Origin of the sequence: Winogradskyella sp. J14-2 (assembly GCF_001971725.1) — a bacterium.
In the GTDB taxonomy this organism is placed as follows: Bacteria; Bacteroidota; Bacteroidia; order Flavobacteriales; family Flavobacteriaceae; genus Winogradskyella.
Genome location: NZ_CP019388.1, coordinates 221762 through 241002, shown reverse-complemented (window position 1 = coordinate 241002; position 19241 = coordinate 221762). Strand labels below are relative to the sequence as shown.

At 34.4% G+C, this 19241-nt stretch carries 17 protein-coding genes; 6 read left to right on the top strand and 11 right to left on the bottom strand.

Annotated features, from left to right (window positions below; genetic code table 11):
- Window positions 1–30: 30 nt before the first annotated feature.
- The 4 genes from BWZ20_RS01220 to BWZ20_RS01205 all read left to right on the top strand — a co-directional run bounded on the left by BWZ20_RS01220 (window position 31) and on the right by BWZ20_RS01205 (window position 3104).
- Window positions 31–582 (top strand): RNA polymerase sigma factor, encoded by a 552-nt coding sequence (locus tag BWZ20_RS01220; protein ID WP_076615168.1) that lies wholly within the window; start codon window positions 31–33, stop codon window positions 580–582.
- Between the two features lie 12 nt (window positions 583–594).
- Window positions 595–1158: a hypothetical protein gene (locus tag BWZ20_RS01215; protein WP_076615165.1), complete on the top strand. Its 564-nt coding sequence runs from the start codon at window positions 595–597 to the stop codon at window positions 1156–1158.
- Window positions 1136–2224 (top strand): hypothetical protein, encoded by a 1089-nt coding sequence (locus BWZ20_RS01210; protein WP_076615163.1) that lies wholly within the window; start codon window positions 1136–1138, stop codon window positions 2222–2224. Before BWZ20_RS01215 ends, BWZ20_RS01210 begins: the two co-directional genes overlap by 23 nt.
- Window positions 2225–2378: 154 nt before the next feature.
- Window positions 2379–3104, top strand: coding sequence for a head GIN domain-containing protein (locus tag BWZ20_RS01205; protein ID WP_076615161.1), 726 nt, complete (start codon window positions 2379–2381; stop codon window positions 3102–3104).
- A gap of 64 nt (window positions 3105–3168) precedes the next feature.
- Here the strand turns inward: BWZ20_RS01205 and BWZ20_RS01200 are convergent, their stop codons facing one another.
- Both BWZ20_RS01200 and BWZ20_RS01195 read right to left on the bottom strand, forming a co-directional pair.
- The gene (locus tag BWZ20_RS01200) at window positions 3169–3657 is read right to left on the bottom strand and encodes a hypothetical protein (RefSeq protein WP_076615159.1); all 489 of its coding nucleotides are present in this window, start codon (window positions 3655–3657) and stop codon (window positions 3169–3171) included.
- A gap of 12 nt (window positions 3658–3669) precedes the next feature.
- The gene (locus BWZ20_RS01195) at window positions 3670–5196 is read right to left on the bottom strand and encodes a polyamine aminopropyltransferase (protein ID WP_076615156.1); all 1527 of its coding nucleotides are present in this window, start codon (window positions 5194–5196) and stop codon (window positions 3670–3672) included.
- Between the two features lie 39 nt (window positions 5197–5235).
- Here BWZ20_RS01195 and BWZ20_RS01190 point away from each other — a divergent pair, with 39 nt between their 5' ends.
- Entirely contained in the window at window positions 5236–5796 is a 561-nt protein-coding gene (locus BWZ20_RS01190) for a hypothetical protein (protein ID WP_157358294.1), read from the top strand.
- A complete protein-coding gene (locus tag BWZ20_RS01185; RefSeq protein WP_083677131.1) occupies window positions 5759–6940 on the top strand; it encodes a glutathionylspermidine synthase family protein in 1182 nt (393 codons plus the stop codon). Before BWZ20_RS01190 ends, BWZ20_RS01185 begins: the two co-directional genes overlap by 38 nt.
- On the opposite strand, the gene speD is transcribed toward BWZ20_RS01185, so the two are convergent.
- The 9 genes from speD to BWZ20_RS01140 form a co-directional block, all read right to left on the bottom strand.
- Window positions 6933–7307, bottom strand: a complete 375-nt coding sequence (gene speD / locus BWZ20_RS01180) for an adenosylmethionine decarboxylase (protein WP_076615149.1) — start codon at window positions 7305–7307, stop codon at window positions 6933–6935. The genes BWZ20_RS01185 and speD overlap by 8 nt on opposite strands.
- Window positions 7308–7319: 12 nt before the next feature.
- Window positions 7320–7871 carry a hypothetical protein gene (locus BWZ20_RS01175; RefSeq protein WP_076615148.1) on the bottom strand — a complete coding sequence of 184 codons (552 nt, stop codon included), beginning with the start codon at window positions 7869–7871 and terminating at the stop codon, window positions 7320–7322.
- Window positions 7872–7949: 78 nt separating this feature from the next.
- The gene (locus tag BWZ20_RS01170) at window positions 7950–8855 is read right to left on the bottom strand and encodes a hypothetical protein (protein ID WP_157358293.1); all 906 of its coding nucleotides are present in this window, start codon (window positions 8853–8855) and stop codon (window positions 7950–7952) included.
- Window positions 8856–8874: 19 nt separating this feature from the next.
- Window positions 8875–10176, bottom strand: coding sequence for an MFS transporter (locus BWZ20_RS01165; RefSeq protein WP_076615143.1), 1302 nt, complete (start codon window positions 10174–10176; stop codon window positions 8875–8877).
- Window positions 10177–10246: 70 nt separating this feature from the next.
- Entirely contained in the window at window positions 10247–11077 is an 831-nt protein-coding gene (locus tag BWZ20_RS01160; protein WP_157358292.1) for a M48 family metallopeptidase, read from the bottom strand.
- A 79-nt stretch (window positions 11078–11156) separates the two neighbouring features.
- Window positions 11157–13577: a glycoside hydrolase family 31 protein gene (locus BWZ20_RS01155; protein WP_076615139.1), complete on the bottom strand. Its 2421-nt coding sequence runs from the start codon at window positions 13575–13577 to the stop codon at window positions 11157–11159.
- Between the two features lie 153 nt (window positions 13578–13730).
- Entirely contained in the window at window positions 13731–15641 is a 1911-nt protein-coding gene (glgB, locus tag BWZ20_RS01150) for a 1,4-alpha-glucan branching protein GlgB (protein WP_076615136.1), read from the bottom strand.
- Window positions 15642–15645: 4 nt separating this feature from the next.
- Window positions 15646–17277: a maltokinase N-terminal cap-like domain-containing protein gene (locus BWZ20_RS01145; protein WP_076615133.1), complete on the bottom strand. Its 1632-nt coding sequence runs from the start codon at window positions 17275–17277 to the stop codon at window positions 15646–15648.
- 2 nt (window positions 17278–17279) lie between these two features.
- Complete coding sequence (locus BWZ20_RS01140; protein WP_076615130.1) at window positions 17280–19217, bottom strand: alpha-1,4-glucan--maltose-1-phosphate maltosyltransferase; 1938 nt, start codon at window positions 19215–19217, stop codon at window positions 17280–17282.
- Window positions 19218–19241: the final 24 nt, after the last annotated feature.

Here is a 19241-nt window from a genome sequence, read left to right as displayed (position 1 = left end):
CTTCATCTATAGAATAAAGCAATTGTTTTTTTGACATCAACCAATCAAAATATCGAACAGTTATTAGTGCTTTGTAAATCTTGTAACCAACGTGCGCAGTTAGAAGTTTACAATAGATACCACAAAGCCATGTATAACACAGCATTGAGAATTGTAAAAGATTCTTTTAAGGCTGAAGACATTATGCAAGAGTCATTTTTAACGGCTTTTACAAAACTTGAAACATTAGAGGACGCCAAACTATTTGGCGCATGGTTAAAACGTATTGTAGTGAATAATAGTATAGCACATTACAACAAAACCATAAAACAAAACGAAGTGCCTCTAGAGCCAATTATGTACAAAGTTGAAGATGATAACCGCATTGAAAGTTATAATCAAAATAATGCTAAGGTGAAGCAAATTATTAGTGTTATGAAAACACTAAAACCCAATTATAATTTAGGGCTAACCCTGCATCTTATCGAAGGTTATGATTACGAAGAAATCTGTGAGATTATGGACATATCCTACGCCAATTGCAGAACCATGATATCCAGAGCTAAAGAAAGTTTACGTAAAAAGTTAGTGCCAACTGCTTAAAAACGAAGAATTATGAAGAAAGATAACATTGATGAATTATTTGATAACCTCAAAGGTGAGTTTGATATCAATGAACCAAATGCTGGTCATCAAGATCGCTTTTTAGAAAAGCTCAATACAAATACAGTAGCTTCTACAAAAGAGATGAAGTCTTCAGGTTTTAATTGGAAACCATTTTTAGCCATAGCAGCTTCTTTGGTGATTTGCTTAGCTGTATTTACAACGTCAACTGCGCAGCCAGAAGTTATGGATTTGGCAAGCGTATCACCAGAAATGTCCGAAACGCAAGATTTCTTTACAGCAACAATTTATGCAGAATTAAAAAAGCTTAACAATGAGCGCTCGCCTTTAACCGAACAAGTTATAACAGATGCGCTGAACCGAATTGAACTGTTAGAAAAAGACTATCAAAAACTAAAAACAGATTTAACTGAAAGTAATAAGGATCAGCGCGTTATCTACGCTATGATTAGCAACTTTCAGAACAGGATAGATATTTTGAATACAGTTTTAGAACAAATTGAAACAATTAGAGAATTAAAAATCAACAGTGATGAACCAAAAAATACATTTTAGAATAGCAATGCTTCTATTGCTAATGCCATTTTTAGCGTCGGCAAACACAAACGCTGAAATTGCAAAAACGACGAAAGAACGCAACATAAAAAAGTCATTTGATGTATCTGCTGATGCTACATTAAAAATAGATAATAGCTATGGCAACTTAGACATTGTAACTTGGGACCAGAATCGCATTGAGTTTGATATTACTATTGAAGTGACTGGCAATAATGCCGACAAAGTTGAAGAACGACTTAATGAAATTTCAGTTAGTTTTAATAACACTAAAGATTTAGTAACGGCCAAAACAAATTTTGAAAATAAAGACAAAAATTGGTGGAGTTGGAATAACAACAAAAAATTAAAGATCGAAGTGCACTACCGTGTAAAAATGCCAATAACCAATAACGTAGATTTAGATAATAATTATGGCACCATAAATTTAGATAGACTAAAAGGCAAAGCCAAAATTCACTGTAGCTATGGGAAAATAACCACCAAAGAACTTATGGCAGATGACAACTACGTTAATTTTGATTACAGTAAAGGTTGTTATTTTGAATTTATTAAAAGTGGTAAATTATATGCAGATTATAGCGACTTTACCATAGCCAAGACAAAATCCCTTTACTTAAACACTGGGTATACAAATTCTATAATCGAAAATTCGGAAGATGTAGAATTCAACTGCGACTACGGTTCGTTAAGAATAGATAACATAAATAATGTTGAAGGAAACGCTGATTATCTTACCTTACGTATAGTTAACATATATAAAAGTATTAACTTAAAAGCCGATTATGGATCTTTAAAGATAGATCGCATCGCCTCAAAAGCAAATAATGTAGAAATCGATTCTGAGTTTATGGGCATTACTATTGGTTATGATAGTAATTACAGCTTTGATTTTAATATCGATTTAGAATATGCTTCATTAAGAGATTCTGATGCCTTTAATTTTACAAATAAAGAAGTCGATTCTTTCGAGAAAAAGTACAATGGTTACCATGGCACAAAAGGGTCTGGCAACTATGTGAAAATAAAATCGGAATACGGAAGCGTTAGCTTTAAACAACAATAATTTATCGTCACTTCGAATGAATTCAGAGGATTTTATTTAATGAATTTGTATCGAGAAGACAAATAAAAGTGTTCTCGATACAATTCCGATTCTCGAAATCGCTCGAACTGATATAAAAATCAAAAAACGAACAGTAACCAAACAATTCAAAAACATGAAATTATTAAAATCAATTACATTAGTCGCATTCCTTTTTAGTGTTACAACATCTTGTGCACAATGGGGAAAATGGAAAAAAGAAAAAGGCAACGGAAACATTACTACAGAAAACAGATCTACAGGTGATTATGATGGTCTTGAGGCTGCAGGACCAATGGATTTTAAATTAGTCCAAGGTAATGAGGGAACTATTACTATTGAAGGTGATGCCAATTTAATGCAATACATCATTACTGAGGTAAAAGGTAGTAAACTTGTTGTAAAAGTTGAAAATGGTATTAATCTGAAACCTACAAAAACTATTGTAGTTACCGTACCTTACGAATCTATCAATTCTGTCTCCTTGGCTGGCTCAGGTGATATTGAAAATTCAGGCACAATTAAAGCTAACGATTTTGATGTGTCCTTAGCAGGCTCTGGCGACATCAGTTTAAAGATTAGCTCTAACTCTGTTGAAAGTAGTATTTCGGGATCTGGTGATATAGAATTAAGTGGCTCAACAAAAGATTTGACGACAAAAGTAACAGGCTCTGGCGATTTTGATGGTAGCGACCTAGACAGCACTAATGTCACTGCAAAAATCACTGGTTCTGGTGGATCTAATGTGGTTTGTAATGGTGAGCTTAAAGTAAGAATTACAGGCTCTGGTGATGTAAAATATTCAGGTAATCCAACCAACAAAGACACTAAAGTGACAGGCTCTGGTAGCGTTAGCAACTAGTGCTCAATCAATCAACCAAAAAAGGAGAAAGGACAAGTGTTGGCTTGTCCTTTTTTAGTTTCCATCATCCATATATTAGTTTTTTGACGGAAATTAACTCCAGTTCATTATTTGAAATTTTAAACATAAATATGGAAGTTGTACCAAACCCAATCTTTTTTTCATAAGAGCTCTTTTTCTTTGACTCGACAATTTCTGCAAAAAACACATCATTTTTGATTTCTGAAAAATAAGCTTGTACTTTACCTCTCTTTTTACAATTCAATTTTTCCAAACCTTCATTGTTAAAATTCTCTTTCTTTTCGCCAAGTATTATGTTCTCAGCAGATAAGTATATACTATTATTCTGTAACTCTTCTATAAAGAACTTTCCCATTTTCTCAAAAACCACAACCTCACTAGACACATGAAATTGTTTTTTATTTTTAGTTATAGACGTGTACTCTTCTGAATCAAGAATAACATTTAATGCTTTTTCATACTCTGAAATTCTTTCATTATTAAAAAGGCTACTAATTAAAATCAATAAGAATATAGATATTAGGCTTTTCATAATCTAAATAAATTACTTCGTTCCAGCTTCAAAATCTACTTTCCATTTTTCCCATTCGTCTAAGAAATAGTTAAGGATAATTGGATTGTCTAAAGTATTCTGTTTAGTGTCGGCAATGGTAATATCCTTAGGGAAAATAAAGGCTTGCTCTATTTGGTTTTGGTTGAGATATTTTAAATCTTCTGGCAAAGCTTTAGTATCCACTTTACTGTTGTTACCATCATGCCTTGCAATAATAAATCCCCAATCTCCAAACGATGGTATATACGTGTGATAAGGTTGTACGTCTTCAAAAACTGATGCCAAGGTATTGTTGATACAACTAAAGACTTTGTTTGAGAAATAAATTTCACCAGATTGTGTTACAAAAACACCGTCCTTTTTAAGATTTCGCTTCGCCATTAAAAAAAACTGCTTGCTGTACAATCTTGCCAATGCCTGGTTGGTTGGGTCTGGCAAATCTGCAATAATTACGTCGTACTTTTCAGTATTATTAAAAAGGTACGTAAACGCATCTTCTGGTATAAGATTTACTTTTTCATTTTTGGCAGCATCAGCGTTAATATCCTTTAGATATTTGTTCTCTTTAGCCAGATAAAACATGGTACTATCAATATCTACAACATCAACACGCTGAATAGAGCTATGTTTTAGCACTTCTCTACTTGCTAAATTTTCGCCACCTCCAAGAATTAAAACACGCTTTGGATTGTAATGCATTGCTAAAGGAATATGTACCAAAGACTCATGGTAACGATGCTCATCTGAAGATGAAAACTGTATCACTCTATTAAGATACAAACGAACATCTCCTTGTGTTTTGGTCATTACAATTTTTTGATACGGCGTTTGCTCATTCAATACAATAGGACGCTTGTATATTTTCTGATCCCAAACCTTTAAAAGTTTACCGCCAAGCAACACTAAAACAACTAAAGCAATAACGGCCAAAAAGCCAAAAATGCTGTTTCGTTTTTTGTCTTTGAGCAAAGTGTAATTCAAAAGAATACCTAAGACAATATTTACAATTCCAAAGATTAGCGACGAATAGTACAAGCCAACAAATGGAAGTATGATAAATGGAAAAATCAAGGTCGCAATAAGTCCACCTATATAATCTAACGACAACACGTTAGACAAGTTATTTTTAATATTGCTCTCCTCTAAGGCAAAAGTCAATAAAGGCACTTCCATACCTGTAAGTAAGCCAATTACAAATATGATAGCCAAACAACTTATTTGTAATATCATTGGCGACACATACACAAACAGCATATAAAGCAGTGGCACAGAAACACCACCAATAAAACCGAGCAGATACTCTACATTGATAAAAAATGTAAGTGGTTTGTCCTTAAAAAATTTGGATAAAAAGGCGCCTATTCCCATAGAAAACAGATACACACCAATAATTATGGAAAACTGTCTTACACCATCTCCTAAAAAATAAGTTGCAGTTGTGCTTATTAGCAATTCGTAGATGATTGAACATAAACCTGCAATAAATACAGCAAATGGAATTAGTGCTTTTTTATTCATTAAAAATTGATTATGTTTGAGGAAATTAACCTGTCAAAGATGAATAAAAAAATTATAACTGGTCTTGCTTTAACTAAAAAAATAACGTTAATGGCTGCTGTAGCGGCTGCATTAACATTTCAAAGTTGTGGCGATAACGATCCTAGTCCACGCATTAAAGATGCACAGCAAGAAACGGTTTACGAAACTACTCAAGGTGTTATCACTGAGGTTGAAGAAGTAGAACCAGGAAATGATTATAAAATCATCGATGAGCGTTTAATTGACGATAAAGATAAATCTATTGCTATTGTACACACATTAGAAGGAACAACAGATACATTATCTTTAAGAAAAATGAAAAATGACGAGTCATCTTACAGTCGTCATTCGGGTTTAAGAAGCATCCTATACTACTCGTTAGCAGCTTCTTTTTTTAACAGAAGTTTACGTAATGTTACACCAAACCAAAGTAACTACAAAAATGCTTCTGCTTATAATAAATCTACAGGATTAAAAAACGATTTAAGAAGCTCTGCAACATCTCGAAGAGTAAGTGTACCAGGAAAATCATCTAGAGGATATGGCAGCGGAAAGTCGTTTAGATCGTTTGGAGGATAGTCGTTTTAAAGAGATAAAACGTCTTAAAAAGAAACACGTTCCACATCGCTTACATTGGTATTTAGAAGAAGATTATTTTTCTGAAGAATTACTGGGTATTTACCGTTCTGAGGTAGAGCAACTACGTCGTATTTCTGACGAAGCGTTTTATGTATTTCAACGCGCTACAGACAAAATTATAGCCGAACATAAATTAGGTGAGCTTGGCATTCCGTTATCGTTTCAAAAATGTATTGAACATAGCTGGAAGAACAAAAATAAACATCCTTTTCTCTATGGTCGTTTTGATATTAATGGAGGTTTAAAATCTGATTATGGTCGCATTATTGAGTTTAATGCAGACACATGCAGCACCTTACCTGAAACGTTATTGTGGCAACCTCTTCAATTAGAACAACTAAAAGGCAATCCGCAAAGTTTTAATACTTTAAAGTTTGATATAAAGGATGCTTTGTCTAACCTAAAATCTTATTTTGGTAAAGACAACCCTATATTTCTTGGTACTTCATTTGGGTATATTGAAGACAAAGAAAACGTTAACTGCATTATAGATATAGCTTACGAAGCAGGCTATAAACCGTTTTATTCGGACTTAGAACATGTTATTTTTTCTGATGAAGGTGTGTTTCATCAAATTGGTGATGAATATGAAGATGTAGATGTGCTTTTTAAAATGATTCCCTGGGATTGGATGTTTATTGATGAACCTGAATTGGCACACATCCTTTCAGATTTAATCTTAAACGATAAAGTTGTAGTTTTAAATCCACCATACACGGCTATTTGGCAGAATAAAAAGTTTTTGGCCTATATCACACAAAACTTTCCAAATAACATTTTGGCTGAAACGTATTTAAATAAAGAACCAAGCTTATACAATTATGTACAAAAGCCAGTTTATGGTCGACTGGGTGAAAATATTTCTATTGAAGCTATGGGTAATTCTGAAGCTAGATCTAAAGGTGATTTTGGGCATCAGTATATGGTGTTTCAAAAGTTTTATCCATTAAACAAGGATGAAGAAGATTACTTTTATCAAATAGGAATGTTCTATACATCGAGAGCGTCTGCCATAAACTTAAGAACACAAGAATCTAAGATTATAACTGATGATTGTGAGTTTATGTCTCACTTTATTATATAAGATCTGGTGAAATAATAGAGATACCCTCTCCCCTTACAATCTGTTTTATAACAACTTTATCCGAACTAAAAGACTTCATTAATAATTGCTGAATCTTTTTAGCATTAAAAGGTCTACAAGAAAAAATATCTACTGCTGCAAACTGATGCTCTGGCCAGGAATGAATACTTACATGGCTTTCTTCTAAAAGAATAAAACCAGTAACACCAATAGGCTCAAACTGTTTGTAGGATTCATTAACCTTGGTAAGCTGTAATTCTTCAACTATAGCATTTAATACCGTTTTTACCGTAGGTATAAACGATAGTGTATCTGCATTACAGTTATACACATCCCAAGTGATATGAGTACCGAGAGAAGTTTTCAAACTTAGTGTGGTTTATTCTTCTTCAGAATAAGAGTCATATGCATTTTGCATCATGTTTATAAATTCATAAGAATCATAAACTTTAACAAGCGTTGTATAAGATTCATCGGCATCTACCTCTACCATTTCTGGTAACGTTTCTCGTGGACCGTAATCCCAAGTCACTTTATTAATAACATCAGCAAAGACATCGTAATTTCCTTCAATCGTCATGCCCAAAAACGTAACTTCTTTACTTGGTAATGTAGATGAATAAGAATTTTGAAAAGCTGGTGGTCCATAATATTCGTCTGCTACTAAGTACTCAGATAACGAAGGGTTAATCATGTATACAGATTCGGTAAAATTATATTTTATAATACTATCATTCTCTAAGGTTAACTGGTGTTCTCCTGGTCCCATTTCTACCCAAACAACGTCTTTTGGCGGAACCAAAACTCGTAAAGTATCTACTACGATTTCTACAGAGGCATCTGTTGGATTATCAATAGCAAGGTCTACTTTACTACTACATGATGAAAATACAGTTAAAGATAGGATTGAAAGTATTAATAGCTTTTTCATTATTGAGTGTTTAGTTACTGGCAATATAAGAATATTTATGAAGTATTTATATTAAATGCCAAGTTATAGTAAAAAAACCTAAAGCTTATTATAAACAAAGGTTATGCGTTCTGTAATTACAGAATTGTCTACTGTACTCTGAGCATAAAATGCATCATTAATTGCGGTATAAAGATTCCCATTCTTAAAGAGACTTAGACTGGTACCATCTGTATATAACATGGTTACACTGTTAATAGTTTCAGTCCATGTAAAAGTTTTATCCTCCATAATGCTGGTGCATTCTGTAAAATAGTCTTCACCGTCTGCGGTTGGTGTAAATGTAAACTCTGCTGTAGATCTCAAAAACATAGTTCCTGTGCCGTCAGGATTAAATTCTATGGTCTCATTATCATAACAATCTATATCATCAAGGTAGTTGTTTGTTACTATGCCATCATTATTAAGGTCTCTCAGTTCATCGGTATTCCAAGATACTAGTTTCCAAGTACCTACAACATCTACCATTTCTATTTCACAATTACCGAGATCTTCTATAACAGCCAGTAAGGTACCATCATCTCCACAAACTTCTATTTGATAAAAAAGTGCGTCTTTGTAAGCATTGCAAAGAACTTCAGCGGTTTCGTCTGCAGCACTTTCATATATAATACGAGCCAACTCAGAAGCTTCAATTGCTTCTTCGCAAACATCGATTTCTTCTGTACAAGTACCCAAGTCATCTGCAAGTAATTGTAAGCTACCGTCTTCATCTCCACAAGCTTCAATCTGATCTAATAAAGCTTCTTTATAAATAAGGCACAGGTCACTAAAATCTTCTTGTGTTCCATTTAAGAAATTCTGAGCAGCTATTTCTGTAGTTTCAATAGCTTCTATACAAGAGGTGTCTTCAACGATAATTTCACCTTCATAAGGCTCATTATCACAGTTTACTGCCATAAAGAGCATAGCAAATGCTCCTAACATAAATATTTTCTTAACCATAGCTGGCTAAAGTTAAGAATTAATTTTGAATCTGTCTTTTTGGCACTCTAAATAATAAAATAATTCCTATTAAAAAGAAAATGAAAAGAAACAAAATAGAGTTACGCATGCTGCCTGTGACTTGGTCTATAAACCCATAAATAAGCATGCCTATTACAATACCAATTTTTTCTGCAACGTCATAAAAACTAAAATACGATGTTGTATCTTCTGTCTCTGGTAAAAATTTTGAGTATGTAGATCTCGCTAAAGATTGTACACCTCCCATAACCAAACCGACCAAAGATGCTGCGATGTAAAACTGTATTGGTGTTTTCATAAAATAGGCATAGAAGCACAAACACATCCAAATAAAATTAACAGCTATTAAAGTAGGTATATTTCCAAATTTTGATGAAGCTCTCGAGGTTAACACAGCGCCTATAATTGCAACAAGTTGAATAACTAATATACTCACTATGAGTCCTGTTGTTTTTGCTTCATCACTTCCCCATGCAATTTCTTCTTCACCAAAATATACCGCGACTAACATAATAGTTTGTACGGCCATACTAAATACAAAAAACGCATATAAGTAGCGCTTAAGTCGTAGGTTTTCTTTGAGTTCTCGCCAAACTCCTTTTAATTCTTTAAAACCATTAAATATAACATCCTTAGTTACCTTGTGTCCTGATGACACACCTTTTGGCAACACATAAAATGTATATTGGCTAAAGCCTGCCCACCATATACCAACGGTAATAAATGAATAGCGCATCATTTGCACTTTGTCTGCACCATCTTCTTGACTCATTACCATAGCTAAATTAATTACCAACAACAAAACACTGCCGATATATCCTAAACTAAACCCTTTTGCACTTATGCTATCTTGTTGCTCTTCGTACGCAATATCTGGCAAATAAGAGTTGTAAAAGACTAAACTTCCCCAATACCCAATTAATCCCATAAAATAAAAGAGAAGACTTAGGTGAATTCTATCTAAACTAAACCAATATAAACCTATACAGCCTATAGAACCTACATAACAGAAGAATTTCATAAAATTCTTCTTGTTACCTATATAATCTGCGATACCAGATAAAATTGGTGATAAAAAAGCAACCACCAAAAATGTAAATGCTGTAACAAACGTTATAAGCGCAGTACTTTTAAAATCATATCCAAAGGCAGTAATTTTTTTTATCTCTGAAAGAAATAATGCCGAATAAAAAATCGGGAAAATAGATGATGCAATGGTAAGGGTATAAACCGAATTTGCCCAATCATAAAATGCCCAGGCATTAAGAAGTTTTTTACTTCCTTTTTTAAGTTTGCTCATAGATATAAATTAAAAAAAGCTGTTCGTATTGAACAGCTTCTAAAGTAATCATTTATTTTTTAAGCCAATATTAATTTATTGGTCTAAACGACGTAACACCAAACTTTTTAGCTTCCGCTTTTGCTTTTGAGGATAACGCTTGTAGTGTTGCAATTCTAGAGTCGTTACTTGGGTGTGTACTTAAAAATTCTGGTGGTGCTTGTCCGCCACTATTTGCCTTCATACGTTTCCATAACTCTGCGGCTTCATCAGGATTATAACCTGCAATTGCCATTAGAATTACACCAATTTTATCTGCCTCAGTTTCGTGAGACCTACTAAATGGTAACATTCCGCCAACATTACTTGCCAATCCGTAAGCTTGCATCCACATTTGTTGCTTCTCTGGGCTGTCATTTCCAGTAGCTACAGCAACTCCTATTCCGCCCAACTGCTGTAACATTCCAGAACTCATACGTTGTTGGCCGTGGTTGGCTAAAGCATGCGCCACCTCATGGCCCATTATGGCGGCAACACCTGTTTCGTTTTGAGCAATAGGTAGAATCCCTGTGTAGAACGCTATTTTTCCACCTGGCATACACCATGCGTTTACTTGTTCAGACTCTATCAATTTATACTCCCATTTATAATCTTCTAAATACCCTTGGTGTCCATTGGCATTTAACCAACGCTCAGCAGCAACAGCAATGCGCTGCCCTACTCTGGTAATCATTTCTGCATCCTTAGTGCCTGTAATTACTTTACTTTCACTCAAAACTTGGTTGTACTGCGCAAAAGACGAAGGAAATAACTGATCGTTAGAAACAAATGCCATGGTCTTCTTACCTGTAAATGGGTTTGTGGCACACGAAACAAAAATTGCTACTATTCCTAGTATTGATATTCCTTTTTTAAAAGTCATAGCTGATGGTTTAATTTATACAATTACTAAAATACAAAAAATCTATGGGTAGTTTTTAGACACGGCTTTTTTTAGTTGGTCACTTAGACTTTGCTTCGCTTCCTATAATATGAAGCTCTGAAAAGTTTTTATCTACAACGAAAGAATTTGTTCCATTAGATTTTAAGTGCTCTAGCGAGATAATTTCGTTATCTAATTGAATTTCTTCAATATCAAATGGTAAACCATGAATTTTTATCTTGAAGGTTTCGTAGGTTGTAATAAACTTTCCTTCCTTATGCTGATTGATTATTAACTCATTTTCTCGTCCTGTTAAACTGAAACTTCTTAAGCTATAACGTCCTTTTGTATAATCATAGCCATCATTGGCATCACTAAATAATTCACTAACTTCTTTACCCTTTTTGTAGTAAACGTCTAGAACAACTTCTTCAATTTCTTTCTCTCCAACATATTGTTGTACAGGGAATTTAGGGATAATCGATCCTTCTTTAATAAATATTGGCATGCTATCTATATCTGCATCTACCCACATTTCTTTACCACCTTTAATAATCTCATCTGTCCAAAAATTGTACCAGTTGCCTCTTGGTATGTACATGCGTCTGCCTTTTGCATTGGGTTCTAATACAGGACAGGCTAAAATCTGTTCTCCAAAAATAAATTCGTCTGTTCTGTAATGTGTTTGAACATCCTCTTGATCGAATAACACTAACGATTTAAGTAAAGGTGTACCATGATCGGTATAATTCCAAAAAGCAGTATACAAGTATGGTAATAATTGGTAACGAAGTTCAATAAACTTACGTACTATGGCTGTAACATCCTCATCGAAAGCCCATGGTTCTTGGTCTCCATGATCACCAGATGAATGTACTCTGAAGAATGGATGAAAAACACCAAGTTGAATCCAACGTGTAAACAATTCACCTTGAGGTTGTTCTGCAAAACCACCTATATCACTACCAGCAAATGAAAAGCCAGACATGGCCAAACGTTGTGCCTGAATATTCGCTATCCATAAATGCTCCCAAGTGGCTACATTATCGCCTGTCCATGTAGATGTATAGCGCTGTGTCCCTGAGTATGCAGCCCTTGTAATTACAAAAGGTCGTTTTGGAAACGAGTATTTCTTTAAACCTTGATAGGTTGCTCGCGCCATTTGCATTCCATAAATATTATGTGCTTTTCTATGGCTACAAGGGTTACCATCGTAATCGTGCCTAACATCATCTGGAAAGGTTTTGTTTGGCACCTCCATTACGGCAGGTTCATTCATATCATTCCAAACCCCTTTAATTCCAATCTCTTCGATTAACTCCTTAAAAAGTCCTGACCACCATTCTCTCACTTCAGGATTTGTAAAATCTGGAAAATAGCATTCGCCAGGCCATACTTTTCCTTTCATGTAAGGCCCATCGGCACGCTTACAGAAATAATCATTCTCTAATGCTTCTTTAAAAACCGAATAGTCTTTATCGATTTTAATACCTGGGTCTATTATAGCTACTGTTTTAAAACCTTGATCTTGCAATTCTTTAACCATACGTTTTGGGTCTGGAAAATAGTCTTTATTCCAAGTAAAGCAACGAAACCCGTCCATGTAATCGATATCTAAATAAATAGCATCGCATGGAATTTTAAGCTCTCTAAAGGTTGTTGTTATTTCCTTTACTTTACTCTCGGGATAATAACTCCATTTGCATTGATGAAACCCAAGTGCCCATAATGGTGGTAAGTGGTGTGGTTTTCCTGTTAAATCTGTATAGCTTTCAACCACGTCACTCATATTTGGGCCATAGAAAAAGTAATAGTTCATTTCACCGCCTTGTGCCCAAAAACTGGTAACATTTCGTCGCTCTTGAGAAAAATCAAAAGAACTCCTAAAAGTATTATCAAAGAAAATCCCATAAGCTTTGCCATGATGAAGGCCTGTGTAAAATGGAATGGTTTTGTAAATAGGGTCTGTATCTTTTCCGTATGCGTAAGAATCGGTAACCCAATTATCGTAACGCTTTCCTTTCAGGTTCAGATGGTTAGGCTTATCACCGAGTCCATAATAACTTTCACCATCGTTAGAGACTTTGCTCATTTTTACGATATTACCGCCAAATTCGTAGCTTTCCTCCCAATGAAAACCAATTTCGTCTTGGTTGATTAAAATGCCATCTTTAGCATCATATATTGAAACACGGAGACTTTCTTTAGAAATTTCGCATCGCAACTTAGAAGTTATAACAATGTAACAATCATCATTTTCTTCAATTTCAAGTTTATTATAGCCAATACTTGCATATTTGGTTATGGCGTAAGAGAAATCATTATCAAAAGTACCTACGGTTGTGTATCTAAATCTTAAAAGACTATCGCGAACAACAGTTAATTGTAGAATAACATCGTTATCGGTTGAGAAATAAAGTTTATCAACATCTTTCTCAAAGCCTATTATTTTTGAAGGAAATTGATTTCCTTTATTTTCTAATTCTGTATTTGTTATCATAGCTCGATTTAATATGAAAGGGCGCGTAAAAAAACGGAAAATTAAGAACTTTAAAAAGCTTAAATGCGTGTATTTATACAGTTTTATGAACTACATCGTTTTCGAGAGCGTAGTATAGATAAAATTTAAATTTTATGTCTTTAAATCTTGTCTTTATTGCGTGTACTTAAATACTACCATGCCTAATGGTGGAATTGTAATAGCGATTGAGTTATCCCTAAATTGCCATGGTTCAGTTTCGGAACTCTGCATTTTATTTTTGTAAGAACCCGATCCAAAATACTTTTTTAAATCACTATTAAACACCTCTTTCAGCTTTCCTTTTTTTGGTACACCCATCTTGTAGTTTTCTCTAGGTATTGGTGTCATATTGCAAGCTATAACCAAATCATCTTTAGTATTGTCTCCTTTGCGGATGTAAACTAATACTGAATTCTCAGCATCGTTATAATCTATCCATTCAAAACCTTCTCCCGTAAATTGCTTTTGGTGCAAAGCCGGTTCTTTTCTGTATAAACTATTTAAATCTTTAATTAATGCTTGCACACCTTTGTGTGGTGCATATTGCAGCAGATGCCAATCTAAACTTTGTTGAAAGTTCCATTCTTCACTTTGCCCAAATTCAGCACCTTGAAATAATAACTTTGTCCCTGGATGTGTAAACATATATGAATACAACAATCTAAGATTTGCAAATCGCTGCCACTCATCACCAGGCATTCTACCCAAAATAGAGTGCTTGCCATAAACAACTTCGTCATGGCTTAGAGGCAACATAAAATTCTCGGTAAATGCATAAGTCATACTAAAGGTTAAATCGTTTTGATGATGCTTTCTATAGATTGGTTCTTTTGCAAAATATTGCAAGGTATCGTGCATCCAGCCCATCATCCATTTCATTCCAAAACCTAACCCACCTAGATAAGTTGGCTTAGAAACCATTGGAAACGATGTCGATTCTTCTGCAATTGTTTGTACATCTGGAAACGAACTATACACCGCTTCATTCATTTCGCGCATAAAGGAAATGGCTTCAAGATTTTCTCTACCTCCAAACATATTTGGTTTCCACTCACCTTCTTCCCTACTGTAATCTAAAAACAACATCGAGGCGACAGCATCGACCCTTAGACCGTCTGCGTGATATTGATCTAGCCAAAAAATAGCATTACTAATTAGAAATGATTTCACTTCATTTCTACCATAATTAAAGATCAAACTTTTCCAATCTGGATGGTAGCCTTTACGCCTGTCTGGATGCTCATATAAAGCTGAGCCATCAAAAAATCCAAGCCCATGAGCATCTTCTGGGAAATGCGATGGTACCCAATCTAAAATGATTCCTATATCGTTTTGATGTAGTTTATCTACTAGTAGTTTAAAATCTTCAGGATAACCAAAACGTGATGTTGGCGCAAAATAACCTGTTAACTGATAACCCCAAGATGGGTCATAAGGATATTCCATAATTGGCATAAGCTCTACGTGTGTAAAGTTCATATCCTTTACGTAAGTTACAAGATCTTCCGCAAGTTCTTCATAGGTTAAAAATCTATTTTCTTCAACTTTCTTTTTCCAAGATCCTAAATGAACTTCGTAAACTGAAAAAGGAGCATCTAAAGCGTTATGTTCTTTACGTTTTTTCATCCATTTGTTATCCTTCCACTTATAATCATCATCCCAAACAATAGAGGCTGTATTTGGCGGATGCTCACAACGTCTGGCATACGGATCTGCTTTCTCAGTTTTTATATCGTTATGATGACTATGAATTTTATACTTGTAAATGTTGCCTTTACCAACTCCTGGTATGAAACCTTCCCATATACCACTTTCGTCCCAACGCACGTTGAGTTTATGATCTCCTTCTAACCAAAAGTTAAAATCACCAACAACGGAAACTGATTTAGCACTTGGTGCCCAAACCGCAAAATAGGTGCCTTCTATACCATTAACGGTTGTAATATGAGAACCGAATTTTTCGTAAAGACGGTAATGTTTACCAGATTTGAACAAATTGATATCGAAATCTGTAAATAAACTGTGTGCAATTACTTCTGCCATAAATTTAGTGGTTGATAATATTTGAAATTCCTTTTAAAGGAATAACTGCCCAAAGTGGTCGAGAATTAAGCTCGTAACCTAATTCGTAAACTGCTTTTTCTAATAGTGAATATTTTAATAAAAAGATACGTTCTTGCTGATAGCCGATATTAATATTAGCATTTTGAATTTCGACAACATAAGTTCCTAAAAACAAACCAATAAAATATTGATACAAGATTTCACCAGCTTTAAAAAGTTCTTCTTGACTTTGTTTATATTTATCTTGATTATTAAAGATTGTCGCATATATAGCATAATGAAACGATCTAAATAAACCTGCAACGTCCTTTAATGGTGGCTGTTTTACTTTTCTATCTCTAATGGTACTTTCTGGCTCACCTTCAAAATCGAGAATGTAGAAATCATCGTTCTTAACGAGAACTTGACCTAAGTGGTAATCTCCGTGTACTCTCAAACGTTCCCCTTTTAGCTTGGTCCAATCAAAATTTAAGAATCGTTTTCTAATTTCATTTTTACGTTCTAAAAATTCATTGGCTAGTTCTAATGCTAAGCCATCTAACTTGTGTAGATTGTTTTCAACCGCATTTAAACGGTTTTGGAACTGGTAAAGCAATCTGTTTTTTAGCCATACTGTGTAATCGCCATTAAACCTTTCTGGAGTAAAGGATGTATCTTCAAACTCAGAGCCCAAAGCTATGTGCATCTCGGCAGTACGCTTGGCAAGTGTCTGTATTTTTGTAAAAACATTTAAACCTGCCCAATCAATAATTTGCGCAGGAATATCCCTAATAGTCAACCGCTCAAAAGGTTCTGTGTGAGGCAGACGATTTATGTTAATGTTTTTATACTCTAAATTTGAAAACACCTTATGAAGTTCTTTTAACATATAGTCCCAAGCATCGCCTTCATTTGGCACCAATTCATTCATTAAAGCTATGGTTATATTGGTGTTTTCATGGTCTTTAATTTGCATACTGCCCAAATAAGCAGGTGTATTTTTAAAGTCTTTCTTTTCGGACAAAAAACGACTCATCTCGTAATCTGGATTGCGGTCTGCATAGATGCGTCTAAAAAACTTTAAAACATACTTATCATTGTATACAATAGAAGTATTACTCTGCTCCATACCCATGAATCTTGACGACTCGTAATGGCAGTCTGAAAAATTTGAGCTTTTTTTATACTGTACTCGAGTTCTGTCTTTTGGCACAGCATTTAGTATGCGCTCGAAAACCACTTTTCTAAAGGCTTCTAGATTTATGGCATCTATTATAAATCCTTCTTGGTTTTGAATACTTATGGGAAGTATGCGGTCGTCTTTTGCGAAGCTTTCGTCTGACACAAACGCTATAGGCAAAAAATAGTGTTGGTAAAAAGCTTCGGTGAAATTAACTTCTAAAATAAGTCCATAATATACTTCTTCATTTTGCTGAATTCTGAAATATTCAGCTAATTCAATATATTTTAGTTTGCTTGATTTGCCACCATACCAACGTTGCTTAATAATATACTTTTCTAAAACGTCTGAAAGAAATGTTTTTACAAAATCTTTATTTTCCATCAAATCTTCCCACTCTACATCAAAATTGTAAGGAGTTTTTAGATTGACTGTTGTAGATTTCTTTTTAGACATTTCTATTTATTTATTTTAAATATATGAAATGGTAAGGTGGGATGCAACTCAATGAAATTCCATTCGTTATGCCAATTATAACTACTTCCTGTAACTAAATCGTTTACAGTTATTTGCTGTCCAGAATGAATTTCTAAATCTTGCAAAGGCAATTGAACTGTTCCCTGTTGTGCATAGTATTGTTCTAAACTAACAATGATTAGTAACTCGTCTGTTTTTGAATCATTCCATTTGTAATAAGCCAATAGATTATCATTCTCTACATGACAGAATTTAATGTTATTTGTTTGTTGCAATGCTTCATGTTGATGACGGATAGCATTTACCTTTGATATTATAGACGTCAATTTATTTTGCACATCCCAATTGTAGTGCTTCACTTCAAACTTTTCAGACATATAATACTCTTCCTTTCCTGGAATAGCATTATCTAACTGTTGTTCAAATACAGGGCCATAGATACCAATATTAGAACTTAATGTTGCAGCTAATACATAGCGTTGTATATATTTAGACTCGTTAGCGCCTTGCAAGTGATATGGGTTGATATCTGGTGTATTTGGCCAAAAATTCGGTCTCATATACTCACGCTGATCGGTTTGAGTAAGCTCAGTCATATACTCAATAAGCTCTTGTTTATTATTCCGCCAAGTAAAATAGGTATATGATTGGGTATAACCTTGTTTAGCTAATTGCTGCATAACCTTTGGTTTTGTAAATGCTTCTGCTAAGAAAAGGACATCTGGGTGTTGTTTTTTTACTTCAGTAATAATCCAATTCCAGAAATAGTAAGGTTTAGTATGTGGGTTGTCTACCCTAAATACTTTGATGTCGCAATCTATCCAATACATTAAAATGTCTAAACATTCTTTCCAAAGGTTTTTGTAGTCTTTGCTTTCCCAATAAATTGGTAAAATATCTTGGTATTTTTTTGGTGGATTCTCGGCATACTGAACGGTTCCGTCTGGTCGCCATTTAAACCAATCGGGATGCGCTTTTACCCAAGGATGATCTGGAGCTGCTTGCAATGCGTAGTCCATAGCAACCTCAATACCCAAATCTTTAGCTTTTTTAACCAAAGCTTTAAAGTCGTCAACAGTTCCTAGTTGTGGGTGTATATCTTTATGTCCGCCATATTGCGAGCCAATTCCCCAAGCTGAGCCTACATCGCCTTCTTTGGCATTAGTTGTATTGTTTTTTCCTTTACGATTAACTTCGCCTATAGGATGCACTGGCGGAAAATACAAGGTATCAAAACCCATTTCGGCAATACGAGGCAACAAGCGTTCACAATCTTTAAATGTGCCGTGTTGACCTTCGGTTTGAGAAGAAGATCTAGGGAAGAATTCATACCAAGTACTAAAAAGTGCTTTTTTTCTATCTACATAGATTTGTAACTCTTTAGATTCATTAACCAAATGCTTTTCTGGATATTTTACAAAGATATCGTGTAGCTTGTGAGATGTTGCTTCTTTGATTGCCTCATCATACTTACTTTCATTTTCAAAACAATCTATGCAGTAGTCTAAGTACTCTTTTTCCTTTTTTGAAACTTTGCTTAATAAAGGCTTAAGGTAAGTTACTCCTTCTAAAAGTTCTGACTTTACATGTTGATTATCGTCAATTTTTCGTTCAATACCATGTTGCCAATTCAATGCATAGTCTACCCAACCTTCAACCTTGTATGCATAAAACCCTTGTTTTTCTACAGTAAACGAGGCTTTCCATTCATCATTGACTACATGATGCATTCTTATCTCGCTCCACTTTTTTGCTTTTTCGTGTTTAAACAAGACCGAAGCTGCAATAACGTCGTGTCCATCTACCAGTACATGAGCTTCTACATTTACAATTTCGTTTACAATACGTTTTATAAAAAATTCACCACAATTTATTTGTGGTTTTACTGCGTCTATGACAACACGTTTTTGGTTCTGCATCTTGCTAATTGATTGTTGATTACA